This is a genomic window from Bacillus sp. LQ16 (genome assembly GCF_057784645.1).
In genome coordinates, this window is the sequence record NZ_CM173491.1 from 4875473 (window position 1) to 4890778 (window position 15306).

The 15306-nt window shown below is 34.4% G+C and carries 18 protein-coding genes and 1 other annotated feature; of the genes, 7 read left to right on the top strand and 11 right to left on the bottom strand.

Annotation, left to right across the window (positions count from 1 at the left end; translation table 11 throughout):
- Positions 1-3 precede the first annotated feature (3 nt).
- Both AC3EMB_RS24835 and AC3EMB_RS24840 read right to left on the bottom strand, forming a co-directional pair.
- Positions 4-1242, bottom strand: coding sequence for an MFS transporter (locus AC3EMB_RS24835; RefSeq protein WP_488517323.1), 1239 nt, complete (start codon positions 1240-1242; stop codon positions 4-6).
- Between the two features lie 53 nt (positions 1243-1295).
- The gene (locus AC3EMB_RS24840; RefSeq protein ID WP_078401293.1) at positions 1296-2606 is read right to left on the bottom strand and encodes an APC family permease; all 1311 of its coding nucleotides are present in this window, start codon (positions 2604-2606) and stop codon (positions 1296-1298) included.
- 65 nt (positions 2607-2671) lie between these two features.
- Positions 2672-2908 (bottom strand) — a binding site (T-box leader).
- A gap of 166 nt (positions 2909-3074) precedes the next feature.
- On the opposite strand from AC3EMB_RS24840, the gene AC3EMB_RS24845 reads away from it, so the two are divergent.
- On the top strand, positions 3075-3302 hold the full coding sequence (locus tag AC3EMB_RS24845) for a hypothetical protein (protein WP_098126729.1): 228 nt from the start codon (positions 3075-3077) through the stop codon (positions 3300-3302).
- Positions 3303-3383: 81 nt separating this feature from the next.
- Here the strand turns inward: AC3EMB_RS24845 and AC3EMB_RS24850 are convergent, their stop codons facing one another.
- From AC3EMB_RS24850 to AC3EMB_RS24860, 3 genes are all read right to left on the bottom strand, one after another.
- Complete coding sequence (locus tag AC3EMB_RS24850) at positions 3384-4199, bottom strand: hypothetical protein (protein ID WP_088023100.1); 816 nt, start codon at positions 4197-4199, stop codon at positions 3384-3386.
- A gap of 129 nt (positions 4200-4328) precedes the next feature.
- Positions 4329-5111: a membrane protein insertase YidC gene (gene yidC, locus AC3EMB_RS24855; protein ID WP_000920524.1), complete on the bottom strand. Its 783-nt coding sequence runs from the start codon at positions 5109-5111 to the stop codon at positions 4329-4331.
- Between the two features lie 28 nt (positions 5112-5139).
- Positions 5140-5424, bottom strand: coding sequence for a hypothetical protein (locus AC3EMB_RS24860; RefSeq protein ID WP_000394930.1), 285 nt, complete (start codon positions 5422-5424; stop codon positions 5140-5142).
- A gap of 277 nt (positions 5425-5701) precedes the next feature.
- On the opposite strand from AC3EMB_RS24860, the gene AC3EMB_RS24865 reads away from it, so the two are divergent.
- The gene (locus AC3EMB_RS24865; protein ID WP_000530043.1) at positions 5702-6595 is read left to right on the top strand and encodes a YitT family protein; all 894 of its coding nucleotides are present in this window, start codon (positions 5702-5704) and stop codon (positions 6593-6595) included.
- Between the two features lie 110 nt (positions 6596-6705).
- Here AC3EMB_RS24865 and AC3EMB_RS24870 read toward each other — a convergent pair whose 3' ends face one another.
- On the bottom strand, positions 6706-7227 hold the full coding sequence (locus AC3EMB_RS24870; RefSeq protein WP_089171946.1) for a GNAT family N-acetyltransferase: 522 nt from the start codon (positions 7225-7227) through the stop codon (positions 6706-6708).
- A gap of 460 nt (positions 7228-7687) precedes the next feature.
- Between AC3EMB_RS24870 and AC3EMB_RS24875 the strand changes: the two genes are divergently transcribed.
- Entirely contained in the window at positions 7688-8074 is a 387-nt protein-coding gene (locus AC3EMB_RS24875) for a DUF3938 domain-containing protein (RefSeq protein ID WP_001077773.1), read from the top strand.
- A gap of 247 nt (positions 8075-8321) precedes the next feature.
- On the opposite strand, the gene AC3EMB_RS24880 is transcribed toward AC3EMB_RS24875, so the two are convergent.
- The 5 genes from AC3EMB_RS24880 to AC3EMB_RS24900 form a co-directional block, all read right to left on the bottom strand.
- Positions 8322-8462, bottom strand: coding sequence for a DUF3985 family protein (locus AC3EMB_RS24880; protein WP_000404758.1), 141 nt, complete (start codon positions 8460-8462; stop codon positions 8322-8324).
- A 96-nt stretch (positions 8463-8558) separates the two neighbouring features.
- On the bottom strand, positions 8559-9611 hold the full coding sequence (locus tag AC3EMB_RS24885; RefSeq protein WP_002083694.1) for a zinc metalloprotease: 1053 nt from the start codon (positions 9609-9611) through the stop codon (positions 8559-8561).
- Positions 9612-9653: 42 nt separating this feature from the next.
- A complete protein-coding gene (locus AC3EMB_RS24890) occupies positions 9654-10367 on the bottom strand; it encodes a DUF3169 family protein (RefSeq protein WP_075719344.1) in 714 nt (237 codons plus the stop codon).
- Positions 10357-10578, bottom strand: a complete 222-nt coding sequence (locus tag AC3EMB_RS24895) for a helix-turn-helix transcriptional regulator (RefSeq protein ID WP_000776173.1) — start codon at positions 10576-10578, stop codon at positions 10357-10359. Before AC3EMB_RS24895 ends, AC3EMB_RS24890 begins: the two co-directional genes overlap by 11 nt.
- Positions 10579-10803: 225 nt before the next feature.
- Complete coding sequence (locus AC3EMB_RS24900; protein ID WP_000454754.1) at positions 10804-11418, bottom strand: DedA family protein; 615 nt, start codon at positions 11416-11418, stop codon at positions 10804-10806.
- A gap of 401 nt (positions 11419-11819) precedes the next feature.
- Here AC3EMB_RS24900 and AC3EMB_RS24905 point away from each other — a divergent pair, with 401 nt between their 5' ends.
- The 4 genes from AC3EMB_RS24905 (at position 11820) to AC3EMB_RS24920 (ending at position 15205) form a co-directional block, all read left to right on the top strand.
- Complete coding sequence (locus tag AC3EMB_RS24905; RefSeq protein ID WP_000388762.1) at positions 11820-12263, top strand: DUF3978 family protein; 444 nt, start codon at positions 11820-11822, stop codon at positions 12261-12263.
- A 30-nt stretch (positions 12264-12293) separates the two neighbouring features.
- Positions 12294-12755, top strand: coding sequence for a L,D-transpeptidase (locus AC3EMB_RS24910; protein ID WP_000735058.1), 462 nt, complete (start codon positions 12294-12296; stop codon positions 12753-12755).
- Positions 12756-13119: 364 nt separating this feature from the next.
- Complete coding sequence (locus AC3EMB_RS24915) at positions 13120-13785, top strand: response regulator transcription factor (protein ID WP_000148834.1); 666 nt, start codon at positions 13120-13122, stop codon at positions 13783-13785.
- Positions 13763-15205 (top strand): sensor histidine kinase, encoded by a 1443-nt coding sequence (locus AC3EMB_RS24920; RefSeq protein ID WP_088023116.1) that lies wholly within the window; start codon positions 13763-13765, stop codon positions 15203-15205. The genes AC3EMB_RS24915 and AC3EMB_RS24920 overlap by 23 nt, the downstream gene beginning before the upstream one ends.
- Positions 15206-15306: the final 101 nt, after the last annotated feature.

The following is a 15306-nucleotide window of genomic DNA, read 5'->3' on the forward strand; positions in this document are numbered from 1 at the left end:
CTATCAAACGATAGATTCTTCTTTCACGAACTGAGTAGAGCGTCCTCTCGTAATCGAGAAAATAGCGCAAAGCAGTGCTAATATAATAAAGCCACCGCCTACCCAAGCATTATATATAACAGATGATTTTTCAATAACAACTCCACCTACTGTTGAACCAAGTGCAATTCCTAAATGAAGCGCAGAGTTATTTAAACCTTGCTGAATACCAGCTGATTCCGGTGCAATTTCAATTAAATAATTTTGCTGTGCTGGTGAAATCGCCCAGCTCAGCATACTCCAAAGTCCCATCATAATGATGAAGAGCGGGAATGAGAATGTCATTAATGGCAACATGAAGATTGCACATGCAAATACGATAATAATCGAGATAATACTTTTCTTCGATCCCCATTTATCAGCAAGCCATCCACCGAATCCGCCGCCAATTACTGCTGCGATTCCAAAAATAAAGTAAAACACACTAATCCAGTTTGCTTCAACATGCATAACATCTTTTAAAAACGGTGTTAAATATGCATACAATGTTAAATGACCCGTTAAAAACAAAAATGATGTTAACTGTGCACTTACAATTTTTTTATCTTTTAAAGTAGCAAGTTGTTCTTTTATTGATAATACCGATGTCGGTGGTACTTTCGTTAAGAACAATGAAATACAAGCAATTGCCATAACTGTTAATACAGAAATTAATACAAATGGTGCACGCCATCCGTATGCATTTCCGAGTACAAGACCAAGCGGTACTCCAAGTACAAGTGATCCACTAATTCCCATAAAAATGATTCCAATTGCACGCGCACGAAAATGCGGTTCTACTACACTAGACGCAAGTGTTACAGATAGTGCAATAATTAATGAACCACTCGCCGCACAAATAACCCTTGAGAACATTAGCATTCCGTAATTCACACTAAATGCGGAAATAATATTTCCGATTAAGAAAATCGATAATGCTCCAACATACAATGTTTTTCTTTCAAACTCCCCTGTCACAGCTAATAAAACTGGACCTGACAAAGCAAATACTACCGAAAATATTGTGATAAGCTGACCAGCTGCGCTAATAGATACTCCTAAATCATTGGCAACTAAATCGAGCGTTCCTCCTATAATTAACTCAACCGTTCCGACTACGAAAGCCGCGATAGCTAAAATATAAACACGAAAATTCAAGTCTTTCCCCACGCTTTCTATTTTGGTTACTACGACTATAGTAACCAAAATAGAAAGTGGACGCAAGTATAATTTTTTTACAGTAAAAAAGGTAGGCGTATTATACGCCTACCCTTCCATCATTCTGTTTCTTTCTTCTTATTTAAGTACCAATACACCGGCAGTCCAGTAAAGACAATTCCAATTGATAAGAAACAACTTACCGGATCGTTAATAATCGCACTACCGATTACAAAGAACGAACCTAAAATCGCTACGATTGGTACGATTGGGAATAACGGTACACTATATGCACGCTCTTTATTCTTATTACGTTTTCTTAAAATGAAGACACCAATAAACGTCATTACGTAGAAAATATAAATAATGAATACGGAAATCTCAGATAGCTTATTTGGATCACTAATAATCATTAAAATAATTCCTAAAATGATTTCAACAGTAATCGCATTTGCTGGTGTTTTAAATCTCGGACTTTCCTTTGCAATAAACTTAGAAAATGGAAGTTGTCCACGTTCCGCCATAGACATTGGAATACGTGGGAATGTTAAAATCTTTCCATTTAAACAGCCGAAAATAGAAACGATAATACCGATACTAATAATTTTCCCGCCATATTCTCCAAGTAACATACCCGCAGCTGTCGCTGTCGCATTTTCTCCAAGGTCTACAATTTTCGCTGCTGGTAATACATTTAATAACGCCAAGTTAATTAATACGTAAGCAGCAGTTACGATTAAAATCCCCACTGTCATTGCTTTCGGTAATAACTTTGTTGGATTCTTCATTTCTCCGCCAATCGAAGCAAGTAAAATCCAGCCGTCATAAGCAAATAACGTTGCTAAAATTGCCATACCGATACTTTGATTTTCCGATATCGGCACAACTACGTTAAAGATATCGCTATTCCCTTTCCAAAAACCTAGCACGACAATTAATATGATCGGAATCATCTTCCCGATTGTCGTGATTGTTTGGACGATACCTCCGTATTTTGTTCCCATACTATTTACAACGCCAAGGAACACAACTGTTCCAATTGCAATTGGTAAATTCCATACTTTATCTAAATAGAAAAAATTAATCATTAAAGAACTAAAGTATAAACCTAATGTTCCGATAATAGCAGGTCCATAAACAATTGTTTGCATCCAACCTGATAAATATCCCCAAAAACTTCCGTAAATCTCCTCTAAATACGTATACAACCCACCATTTTTCGGGATTTGCGCTCCAATTTCAGCTACTGTTAAACCACTCGCTAACGTCAACAGACCACCAATTACCCAAGCAAGAATGGCCATATTAGAACTCCCCGAGTAATCTAATACGCTCCCTGGTTTCATAAACACACCAGATCCAATAATCGTTCCTACTACGATAGAAAGTGCTACTGTTAAACCAATTTTGTTCTTCTCATCATGATGCATGCTGCGTATCCTCCTTCCAATCCTAGTGTGATGCAAAAATGAAATAAAAAAACACTCCTCCCTAAAAAAGGGACGAGTGTTGTATTCGTGGTTCCACCCTTGTTTCAATTCGCAAAGTAACACACTTCACCAATTTCTCAAGTCTAAATAACGGTTTTTGCCGGCAAGCAATTACTAGATGCTCGTTCACTGCTGCAGTTCAGAGGTGGTAATCCATTTTTCCGTATTAGGAAGCTCACAGCCAAAGGCTTCCCTCTCTGAGAATCGTAAAAAATTGATCATGTCCTCATCATCACTTCTTGATGTCGAATTTTGTAGTTATTGTTCATTATATTGAATTGTTAGAAAAAATCAATATATTTTTTTATATAACATAGGAAATATTTCTCTTCTTATATTATAACAGAACATACAAAACTTCTCTAATTCCCTAAAAATGGTATAATTCTTTTAGGAGGTGTACTAATAATGATTGCTGTCTTTTGTATCATCGCTACATTTCTCTCTGTTCTATTCGCTATCATGTATCGAAACAAGTATCCTGGTTATAGCATTTTAGCTGTAGCTATTATACCAGCTGTTTCCTTCTACTTATTGGGTAAATATCAATATACGGAAGTGTTTATCGGTTTTGCAATCTTCTACTGCGTCTTCGGATACATACTAACAATAAAAAGAATTTCAATGCCTCATTAAAAGGGACCGATTTCTACTTATAGAAATCGGCCCTTGCACGTACCTTCCTGTTGCCCACACGAAAGATACGACTTCATTCAATTATTTATCTTCTTTTTTCATAAAAAACTTATGGTGCGGTAAATCAACATTCAATGCCTCTAATTGTTTCTTTTCATTGTCTAAAATCGCTTTTGCTTTTTCTTTTGTTGCTTCATCTAATCCTGCAAAGATGTCTTCATGCTTCTTTTTCTCTGGGAGTTTCACGCCTAACTTCGTTAATTCTTCTTTTGCTTGCTCATGCGTTAATTTTCCGGATTTTTCTTGCTCAAAAATTGACTTCACTTTTTCTTTCGTCTGTTCATCTAAATTAGCAAGCATATCTTTACGCTTACCTTTCTCTGGCATTTTCACACCTAACTTTGATAATTCCTCTTGCGCTTGTTCACGTGTTAATTTTCCAGATTTCTCTTGCTCTAAAATGGACTTCGCTTTTTCTTTCGCCTGTTCATCTAATCCTGCAAACATGTCTCCATGCTTACCTTTCTCCGGCATTTTCACGCCTAGCTTTGTTAATTCCTCTTTTGCTTGTTCACGTGTTAGTTTTCCGGATTTCTCTTGCTCTAAAATGGACTTCGCTTTTTCTTTCGCCTGTTCATCTAATCCTGCAAACATGTCTTTACGCTTCTCTTTCTCTGGAAGCTTTACACCTAGTTCCTCTAACTGTTTCTTTGTATCGTCCATAATTGTTTTTACTTTTTGTTTTGTAGCGTCATCCAAATCCTTTTTCGCCGTTTTTGCAGGCTGATCCACTGCTGGAGTATTCGTTGCCGCGAATGCCGGAATACCGACTCCTCCAATGATTCCGAATGATAAAGCACCTGCAATCGCTAAATACCCAACTGTTTTCTTCTTCATAGGAAATTTCCTCCTTCATATTTCTAATGCATGTACACTTTCGTATACAATGCCTATAGTAATGTCGGTTTCTTAACATTTCCTTAACGACTTAACAAAAAAACACCGCTCGTAATGAGCGGTGTTTCTCTATGCTTTTTGTAATTGTAACTCTTCACGTTCCATTATTTTTCTTAATACAATTGTTTGTGTCATTGTAAATAAGTTACCTGTTATCCAGTACAACACAAGTCCTGATGGCGCCGCAAACCCCATAAATAGAATCATTGCCGGCATCATAATTTGCTGCATCTTTAGCATCTGTACTTGTTCTCCAGGTGTAATATTCGATTGGAAAACTTTCATCTGAATAAATGTCGTTAACGCTGCAATAATTGGTAATATATGATATGGATCTGCATGTCCTAGGTTCACCCATAAAAACGAAGATGTGCGAATCTCTTCTGTTCTGCTAATCGCATAATACAAAGCAGAGAAAATCGGCATTTGTATTAATAATGGCCAGCAACCAGCAAGTGGATTCCAACCGCCTGATTTCATTAGTTCTGACATTTCTTTTTGATACTGCTTTTGTTTTTCAAGGTCTTTGCTTACATCACCGTACTTTTTCTTTAGCTTCTGCAATTCAGGTTGCATTTTCTTCATTTTCGCTTGGCTGCGATATTGCGAAACAGCTAATGGAATCATTGCTGAACGAATAACGAGCGTCATAATAATGATAGCAATCCCAAAGCTAGCTCCAGGTATATGATGAGCAACAAATTGAATCATAAACGAGATTGGATATACAAAATAATGATCCCAAATCCCAGTACTATGTGCATCAATTGGGGCTGCATTACTGCAACCAGATAAAACAAAAACAAATAATAATGATAAACTAACGAGCACAGCTCGGTATGATTTTAACATGTTCATTCCTCCAATGTTTCGTAATTATTTAGCGAAACATTGGTGTATACGGACCGACCTCGTCATTCTCTTCACTTGATTCTTGTCTGCGTACAGAACGAATCATTCCATATTTATAAAAAATAGAAAATAGCGGTACATTTCCCGCACTATCTTCACATGTATCAACTAACGCAAAAGCTCTTTGTCTACCGCTTGATGCTTGTTGACGCACAAAGCGAGAAACATTAGCAAGGAAGAAAACTTCTAATAAACAAAGTGCCGTCGTTACAAACGATATATATAGAATTGCATCCTGCAATAAAAATTCCATCGCTTCACATCCTTAATAAGGTCATTTTAGCACATTAGGCAAACATTCTCTATTTCCTTTTATTTTCAAAAAAAGTATTTTGCATATTTTCTCAAGAAAATAATAATTTAGAAACGTTGTATTCGCTTTCTTTAGTATATTCACACACATCAATGAATAGGCTTGATTTATTAGAAATTTATAAAATTTTTGCATTATAATAAAACTATTGCCAGTTTTTGAAAAAACCTTTATTCTCTTCTTGTAATCAAAAATGAATATGGAGATGAAACATACTATGGGTCAACTAGGAGACGCCGATTACGTTCCCGACACCGCCTTTTTATCCTTCCCAGCAGCTAAAACATTTCACTTAGAATTTATGATACAGTTGGTTGTTATTTTTATAGCTTCTATTTTGTATGCAATTTCTATGAATATGTTTTTTATCCCGCATAACATGATTAGCGGTGGATTCGCTGGTGTAGGGATGATTATCGGTTATTTAATGCACTACAATATCGGTGCACTTATCTTTTTACTAAACATTCCTCTTCTTATTTTAAGTCACTTTTACTTAGGCAAGAAGACAACCTTTTTAACAGCTTACTTTGTAGCTGTATCATCGTTAGCGATGAACATTATCCCTGTACACCAGGTTTCAGACGATATTTTACTATCTTCTGTATTCGGTGGTGTAATCTGCGGAGCAGCTTCCGGAATCATATTCCGATTTGCTTCTTCAACAGGTGGCTTTGATGTTGTTGGATTGATTGTAGCGAAACATCGAGATATTTCAATTGGAGCAATCATCTTTGTATTCAACTTAGTCTTACTTGTTGCAGCAGGTTTTATTTTCGGATGGGATATTACACTTTATACGTTAATTAGCCGGTTTGTAGTCAGCAAAGTTATCGATGCTGTGCATACGAAACATATTAAATTAACGATAATGACAGTTACAGAAAAAGGTGAGGAAATAAAAAGCGCACTACTACATCACGGCATACGCGGGGTGACAATGGTAGACGCTGTCGGCGGCTATACAAACCATAAGAAAAAAATGATTTACACTGTCGTGACTCGCTATGAGTTAGGCGAAATGAAACGTATTATCCGTCAAGTGGATAACAAAGCATTTATGAACATTACTGAAACAGTTGAAATTGTCGGCCGTTTCAAACGCATATAAAAAAGGTTAATAAATTAAAGGGCATAACATATTAGTCATATATAATATGTTATGCCCTTTGTTATTCAACTCACGTACCTTTTAGCATAATAAAATCACTAAGTTTATTACTACAAATCGGAGGATAGCATCCCATATACAATACTATCTGTCCATTCATCTTTATTCCAAAAATCTTGTATGAAATGGGCTTCCTTTCTCATGCCTATTCGTTCACACAATTTTTGTGAAGCTGTATTACGTGCATCAAGATTAGCCTGTATACGATGTACATTAAATTCATTAAATAATTTCAATACCAAACTACTTACTGCTTCTGTCGCCAAACCTCTCCCAGCTACTTCATTTGAAAAACTATAACCAATCTCAACAGTGTCTTTCATATTTGTGTACCATACGGATAAATCACCAACTACTTTAGTTTTGTATATAACTGCCAAACTTAATATTGATTCTTTAGTAAGTACATTATTTGCTAACTTCTTATTAAATCTTTTCTGCATGTCTTCATGAGTCCACTTATTATGTAATAGGAACTTACATGTATCATCACTACTATAAATAACAAATACATCCTGTAAATCAGTACTCTTAAAAGGTCTAATTATTAATCTTTCTGTTGTGAACTCCAAGTTAGCTCTCCTCCCTTACATTCATACTATAAAACATTTTTTATAGTATTTAAGCCTCCTTCTTAGATCTCACCTTGATTACATATTTCATCATAATAAATTAAAATCCTTCTTCCACTAAACTGCACTGTTAATGGTATTTCCTTGCGCTTTTTATTTTTTACACTTATTACAAAATCAGATAATTCTATTATTATGTCTCTAAATGTGTTATAATGAAAGCAGACTCACAAAAAAAGAGTATATAGACTTGGAAGTTTCTCTTATTTTACAAGCAAAAAGAAACGAGCAGTCGGGTATATTTCAGACACCATACACGTAACGGTTTAAACAACCGATCATCTTAGTTACTCTTCAATGATCTTTTTATAAAAAGATACGTACAATTAAAACTCACTTCAATATACTATACCTACCTTTTTGACTTCCAAATCATCTTATTACATAAGGAGATGAACATATGAATCAATATATACGATATACAATAGCTGTCCTGTTTGCTATTATCGGCGGAACAATCTGCTTCTGGACAAACACACAGCTTGGAGAGAATATCATTTTTAATGGAATCGAAACACTTGTAAGCGCTTCAATTTTAGGCGGATACATTTACTTCCTCTTCAATCCAGAAGAAAATGCTCAAAAAACAATGTTATTAACAATGATCGGAATCGTTGGTGGATGTATTTCCTACTCAATGACAAACTATACATTACCACTTCAATTAAGCTCAGCTTTCTTCCACGGTCTATGGACTTGGTTCATTGCATTCTGCTTAGCAGACGTATTCAACCTATTACAAGACAATGAAGAAGATAGCGGTCGCCAAATCGAAAGTAACTCTTAAGCTGGAAGATACTCTTCCAGCTTTTTTATGTTGGTTTGCATACCCCGCATCACGATAAAAAGAAGTTACCCTCACGGCAACTTCTTTTCCATATACCCCACTTCGTATTCACTAAAATATATCAACGATTTTTCAAATATATCGATCGTTTCTCCACTTATATCAACGATTTTTTCATTATATCGACGCTTCGACACAAGATATCGATTTACCGACATTCTTCGACACTCAAAACGCACAACATACCCTATCCCCCAAGCAACTTACTGCCGAACTCTACGATTAAAAAGATAATTAATAGGATCGCGAGTATCTTTAATGCTACATATGCCACTTTAAAAACAACATAAATGAGCAAGACTATCAAAATAATTGATAAGATTTCCATATTTACTTCCTCCAAGCTTTGCTCTTCTTATCTCATTTTACTCGCCCTAGGCTGTTTATGGAACGGCATAAGACGACATATAAAAAAGAGGATACCTCACCCATCGTAAGATACCCTCTCTTTTAGCTGCTTAAACCATTCTCTTTCTAATTGTAAATATCCCATTTCACTCTTCTCGGCGCTCTTTAATTCTTGATCAGCTTTCTTCATATAAGTACGGGACGCTTCCATATTGCCCTCTACATATTTAATAATTCCTTGTGTACGGTAATATCCACTTAGGTCCATTTTTGTAATAGCCTTTGCATGTTCCTTTGCTTCTTGCAACGAAAGACTATCCATCTGATAAAGAGCTTTATATAAAAGGTACCAACTATGAAAACTACTAACGAAAAACTTATTTTCTTTCGTTACAGGTAGTTGAACAATTCGTTCTATATACGGTATCGCTCTTTCCATTCCCTCTTGATCTGCACGAGCAAAAAAGACGAGCATAAGTCTACTCATTATCTCTCTTATCCCTTTATTCTCTTTTATTTTCTCCTCACTCAATTCTACTAATCTTTCATCCCAATCTTTCGGTCTTTTATAACTAAATAACTCACTCGATATTTGAATCTCATATAAGTGATTTCTAGCTCTTTCATCATCTTTAATTAAAATAAGAAATTGCATCCCATCACTCATAAGCATTCCTTTTATTGGCACAATTGTAACCGCAAAGATTGCAAAATGGAAAAAGGAAAAATATAAAAGATATTGATAATAACTCACCATGTATATGTAACCGGAAGTAATACCAAATAGTAAACTCGTAATCGGTCCACCTAAAGTGAGCCACGCCCACTTTTTCGAAAGATTCGGTGTCTCTATAGAAGGTGGTACTAGTGTTGCAACGCCTCCAAAGTACGCCCATAATTTATTTTCTCGAATACGTAATTTTCCCTTTTCTTTTTGAATAGTAATGGGTCCTACTGTCATAAATTTAAATGTTAAACCACCTATTACACCAAATACTACATGTCCTAGCTCATGAATGGCTAACACTAACAATGAAATTCCAACTATTGCCCATAGGTTCAAAATTACTTCTAATTTCCCAGTTCGGATTACTCCGTATAAAATGGACAGAATTAGCGCCACTGTCATTGAGCCAGCTGGCCTTCTTAAAATATCCACCTTTTTCTCCCCTTAATAAATCATTTTTCTCTGCATTTCGTACATGAACTTCCCGAGATGCAATATCCAAATAAATGAGATTAAGCCAATTAATACAAAATCGATATCACTAGCAGCTGTATATATAACGGCAGCCCACCATACATATGCCAATATTGTATTCGTAAATTCATATGCTTTATATCCAGCCTCATGCACAATGTGCTTTAATCCTTCATCTGCGTTTTTCGTCCACATTTTCATAGATTCCATATACGTTACACCTTGTTCAGGATATAGCTTATTATAACGATTTTTTGTTATGAGTCCGATAGTTACTACAGTAGTTAAACAAACAATAGAAGCTACTAAATTCCACACCGCAAATGAAACATTTGTATCCTGCAACAGTGCACGTCTACATGTAATAACTGCATATACAAACCATGCCTGCGTAACTATATCACCTACACGTAAATATATACTTATAATGCCTAATTTTCTGCCTTGTACGCTCTCTTCTTCATCGCGTGCCTCTGCTAACATACGTGTATTCTTCCAAGTATAGTACATCATTAAAATTCCAAAAATAGTACATATACCTATAAATGTATTGGATGATAATTTTCTCGGTTCATCCGAGAGTAAATTTAAAGCTATATAAGACGTTAAAAAGCCTCCTATCATACTTAATGCTATTTTCCCCACAGAATCAAATTGTTTTTTTCGCTTACTCTTACTCTTCATCGTCCTCTTCCCCCTCTACTAACGTAAATATTTCCTCCACCGGTACATTGAAAATTTGTGCGATTTTTAACGACAATACGATAGATGGTGCATAATCCCCGCGCTCAATTAAACTAATCGTTTGCCGTGATGATCCAATCACTTTTCCTAAATCCCCTTGTGATAAACGATGCTTTGCTCGCAATTCCCTCACTCGATTTTGAAGCTTCATGTCTTCCCTCTTTTTCATTTATTTAATTAAAATTGTAAATAATATCCTTATACTTGTCAATTATAATTGTCATTACGACTATAATAATTGACAAGATACTTATTTCTTATCCTGTATCAAATTCCTATAAAGAATGTAAAATGTGCATTAAACATAGTCTTAAAAATAAAAAAGTCAGTGCTTTTGCACTGACTTCCTAAATTCTGACATAGAATGGATTTCATATTAACTTGCGTTTTGTAGTAATACTCGTTTTAACTGCTTACGGAAACGAATACCTAACGTAACTGCTACAATCACAATAACTCCAAAAATGATTTTACCGATATGACCTTCTAGCACTCCAAAGATATCATGTAAGTTTCCACCTAACCAGTAACCACCGATTAAGAAGAATGATACCCAAAATAGAGCGCCTGAATAAATTGTAATGGCAAAACGACGGAATGGTAAATTAATAATTCCTGCAAAGTATCCTGTGAAATGACGTACACCAGGAATAAAGAAACCAATAAAAATCAGGAAGTACCCATACTTATCAAACCACATTCTCGTTAAGTCAATTTTTCTTTGTGTTAAAAATACGTATTTCCCATACTTTTGAATGAAAGGCATACCTAATTTATTTCCTAAAAAGTATTGAATCGTCATTCCTACACTTGTCCCAATAAAGGATAGAATAATTAAAATCGGTAAACTTAAATCACCCTTATGTGCTAAAAATCCCGCATATGCTAACGTTGGCTCTCCCGGAAACGGAAGTGCAATATATTCTAACAGCAAACCTACAAGTACAACATAGTACCCGTATTGCTGAAATAATTCATGAATCCATTCCATGTCATCTCTCCTTTCAATCACGTACAACTTCTTACTATTATTGTATAAAAAAATTGTCGAAATAACTATCACAATAGCTTACATTTTTATTACATTTTTGTAAGGGTCACACTAATGATTTCCGTTCTTTATTAAGTAGCTAAAAGCATTTTTTAAGTCGAAATAACAAAAAGACGCATTAATAATATGCAAATTTTATCCATTTTTTAACACTGGAAAACCTTTCTTATTTTGTTCTCAATAAAAAACCACCACAAACTCATGCTAACTTCATATTAGCTTCATATACGTATTGTAAGATTATATCGGAATTTGTTGAAAAATTTAACTAATATATGACTAAGCATTAATTTGAATAAATATAAGTCGTTTTTCGAAATTGAAAAAAGGGTGAATACGAAATGGAAGCATATAAAATGCACGATTTTATTAATACAAATGTTGAATCTCATCAAAATGAAACCGTTTTTAATTTACACATATGTGAAACAAGTGAATTTGACGTAAGTTTAACAAAATCTACAACACTATCTTTTATCGTTTCAAAAAAGAATATTAAAATTGTCACGAAAAAATGGACTAACTCAAACCAAGAAAGCATGATTGGCAAAAGCTACATCATTCCAACGAAAGCTTTTCACTATTTCTTACCAATTATTTCTGAAAATGAAGATGAGCTAAATATTCAAGTTCAAAGTTTTGGACTACGTGGTGAGCTTTTATTAAACGAAAGATTACTTATTGATAAAAACAACAAACACAACAGCAAAATCACTACATTCTTTGAAACATTAGATGAAAATGTAAATAAAGCATTACGAGGATTACAACTTCATTGTATGTAAGACTATTACGATAGTAAAAGGAGAATAACAATGAAAAAATTATTATTAAGCGCACTATTATCATTAGGATTTTTAACTCTTCCATTCGCTAGCGCAGAGGCCGCTACAACGAAAGATCAATTAATTGTAGACACTCAGTTAAATAAAATGGATTATTATCAGGATGGAAAATTTATAAAAAGTTTTACTGTCGCTACTGGAAAAGCTGCAACGCCTACACCTAAAGGCACTTTTCAAATCGTAAATAAAATTAAAAACCGCCCTTATTATACAGGCAAAATTAAAGGCGGGGATCCACGTAATCCACTTGGTGACCGTTGGCTTGGATTAAATATGGCAGGAACTTACGGAACAACTTATGCGATTCACGGAACTAACAATAATCAAGCAATCGGCAAATGGACAACACTTGGTTGTATTCGTATGTATAATAATGATATACACTGGTTATTTGAGCGCGTTCAGCAGCAAGCTACTGTCACTGTCAAATAGCCTAAAAACAAGATTTATGTGTAGCCAAGAATTTTATGTCTTGGCTTATTTTATTTATTCATTTACAGTAGCAAAACAACTGTATTTACATATATAATAGGAATAGATTTGATTAGCCAATATCTAAACATTGATAAACGTAGATATTAAAATTATACAGTTATAATGTTTTATAAATTTTATAATACATACTATAATAGAACTACTGTAATTCTGAACTATTCAGTAACACTAAACTATTCCCCTTGCTACCTTCATGATTATTTTATAGCGGGGGCTTATTATATGTATAAACAATCTGAGTCACTCGAAAAATGATGAATTCGAATATTGCAGTAAAAAGCGTTATTTAGGAGGTGTTACTATGACGCATATACTGGTGATTGAAGACAACCCAGATATACAAGAACTTATTCGTGAATTTCTAATGGCACAAAACTTTACCGTTGATGTAGTTGGTGCTGGAACAGAAGGTATTCTTCTTTTCCAAAAAAATTCATATGATCTTGTCCTCCTCGATGTAATGTTACCAGATATAGATGGCTATAGTATTTGTAAAATTATGCGAGGACAATCTGATGTACCAATCATTATGTTAACAGGCTTACATAATGAAGAAAGTGAAATTAAAGGATTTGAGTTAGGTATTGATGACTATATTACGAAACCGTTCCATTACACTGTATTTATTAAGCGTGTAGAGGCTGTATTAAGAAGGGCAGCAACGAAGGAAGCAGAAGCTGCTACTATACTACAATTCCATGAATTGATGTTAAACTCTACAGCATATGCAGCTTATGTTCATGGTAATCAAATTGAATTGACAACAAAAGAATTTGAAATTATTTATACTTTACTGCAAAATCGAGGAAAAGTATTATCAAGAAGTGATTTGTTGAATAAGGTATGGGGCTATGAACATTATGGTGATGTAAGAGTTATAGATACACATATTAAAAACTTAAGAAAAAAATTAGGAATTACTTATATTAAAACGGTGAAAGGTATTGGCTACAAAATCGAATCGTAGTAAAGACAACATCACCAAAAATATTTTCATCAAAACCTTATTATTTTGTATTCTTTTATCACTTTGTCTTTATCAAATTATTTACTTTCTAGCTTCAAACTACGATAAAGAACGTTTTGCGAAAGAAAATGGAACGCCGACTACAGAACAGGCGGATTCAGATAAGCAAAACGATCAAAGTAAAACGAATCAAAATAAAGCTGTGTCAGAAGGGAACATTTCTAATTTCCAATCTTCTATTGTAGATTATAAATCTCTTTCTGCAGCTATCAATCACCTTTTGCAGCCTAGCCAAACTGCAAAAGCAAAAGAACATACACAAAACCTTTCGGGGAAAAATAGCACTTCTAATCAGCTTACAGAAGCAGAAAAGAAAGCCGCTAATAATGATGCCTTACATACACAAAATGCAGCAAGTAAAACAAATGATACAAATGATAATCCAAAGTTAGCAGATGCGTTGCAGCAGTTAGCTCCACAGGTTGGCGCGACAATGCTTGCATTATCTCTACTCGGATCTTTAATGTACGCAAAACTAATTGCTAAACCTTTTCAATATATGAGCGATGCTTTAAAAGATATTATGAATCTTGATTTCTCAGATAAAAAGCTACTTAGCAAAAATACAGATCAAACAGATTTTAATTTGTCAGTAGCCGCTTCACAAGTACCAAATATTGTGAAGAATTTACATGAAAGCAATCAAGATTTAAGAAATGAGCTCAAGAAGGAACAACAATTAGAACAATCTCGTAAAGAATTTATGTCTATGGTATCCCATGAACTAAAAACACCCATCGCAGCCGTTATGGGACAACTAGATGGCATGATTCACGGAATTGGAGCTTATAAAGATAGAGATAAGTATTTGAAACGTTCCTACGAGATGATGCAAGACATTAACATATTAACGGAAAAAATGTCGGAATTATCCAAAATACAAAACCCTCAATTTAAACCGAATTTAGAAGTCATTTCTTTATCTAATATTATTGAGGATGTTATAAAGAAAGTAGATTACTTTGTATCTGTAAAACAATTAAATGTACAATCTAATATTAAACACGACGTACAAATTTTAGCTGATCCTAAATTTATTCAAACTGCTATTTTTAACATTATTTCAAATGCAATTCATTATACAATTGACCATCAGCACGTATATATAAAGCTTTATGAAAAACCAAACGGTTACGCATTAGAAGTATTGAATACAGGTTCACAAATTGATGAAGATAAACTTGCTCATTTATTTGAGCCTTTCTATCGCGCAAACCCTGATAAACACGGTTTAGTACAAGGTAGTGGTCTTGGATTATATATCGTGAAACAAATATTAGATAAACATCAGTTTCCTTACGGGATACAAAACACAGCTCAAGGTGTAAAATGCTCCATTGTATTCCCAAAAGCAATGTAACATTCACTATAATTACATACCCCAAACTCATACTTCATGTGTGAGTGGCGGAATTTTGTAGAGTGTCTTACTCTGTTTCGTTCGCCCGTTATCCTTATTTG

Coding starts and splice junctions, on each gene's coding strand:
- AC3EMB_RS24890 (WP_075719344.1), bottom strand. CDS start 10,367: ATGAAGAGTAAGAGTAAGCGAAAAAAACAATTTGATTCTGTGGGGAAA.
- AC3EMB_RS24840 (WP_078401293.1), bottom strand. CDS start 2,606: ATGCATCATGATGAGAAGAACAAAATTGGTTTAACAGTAGCACTTTCT.
- AC3EMB_RS24915 (WP_000148834.1), top strand. CDS start 13,120: ATGACGCATATACTGGTGATTGAAGACAACCCAGATATACAAGAACTT.
- AC3EMB_RS24845 (WP_098126729.1), top strand. CDS start 3,075: ATGATTGCTGTCTTTTGTATCATCGCTACATTTCTCTCTGTTCTATTC.
- AC3EMB_RS24865 (WP_000530043.1), top strand. CDS start 5,702: ATGGGTCAACTAGGAGACGCCGATTACGTTCCCGACACCGCCTTTTTA.
- yidC (WP_000920524.1), bottom strand. CDS start 5,111: ATGTTAAAATCATACCGAGCTGTGCTCGTTAGTTTATCATTATTATTT.
- AC3EMB_RS24885 (WP_002083694.1), bottom strand. CDS start 9,611: ATGACAGTGGCGCTAATTCTGTCCATTTTATACGGAGTAATCCGAACT.
- AC3EMB_RS24875 (WP_001077773.1), top strand. CDS start 7,688: ATGAATCAATATATACGATATACAATAGCTGTCCTGTTTGCTATTATC.
- AC3EMB_RS24900 (WP_000454754.1), bottom strand. CDS start 11,418: ATGGAATGGATTCATGAATTATTTCAGCAATACGGGTACTATGTTGTA.
- AC3EMB_RS24910 (WP_000735058.1), top strand. CDS start 12,294: ATGAAAAAATTATTATTAAGCGCACTATTATCATTAGGATTTTTAACT.
- AC3EMB_RS24905 (WP_000388762.1), top strand. CDS start 11,820: ATGGAAGCATATAAAATGCACGATTTTATTAATACAAATGTTGAATCT.
- AC3EMB_RS24850 (WP_088023100.1), bottom strand. CDS start 4,199: ATGAAGAAGAAAACAGTTGGGTATTTAGCGATTGCAGGTGCTTTATCA.
- AC3EMB_RS24860 (WP_000394930.1), bottom strand. CDS start 5,424: ATGGAATTTTTATTGCAGGATGCAATTCTATATATATCGTTTGTAACG.
- AC3EMB_RS24880 (WP_000404758.1), bottom strand. CDS start 8,462: ATGGAAATCTTATCAATTATTTTGATAGTCTTGCTCATTTATGTTGTT.
- AC3EMB_RS24895 (WP_000776173.1), bottom strand. CDS start 10,578: ATGAAGCTTCAAAATCGAGTGAGGGAATTGCGAGCAAAGCATCGTTTA.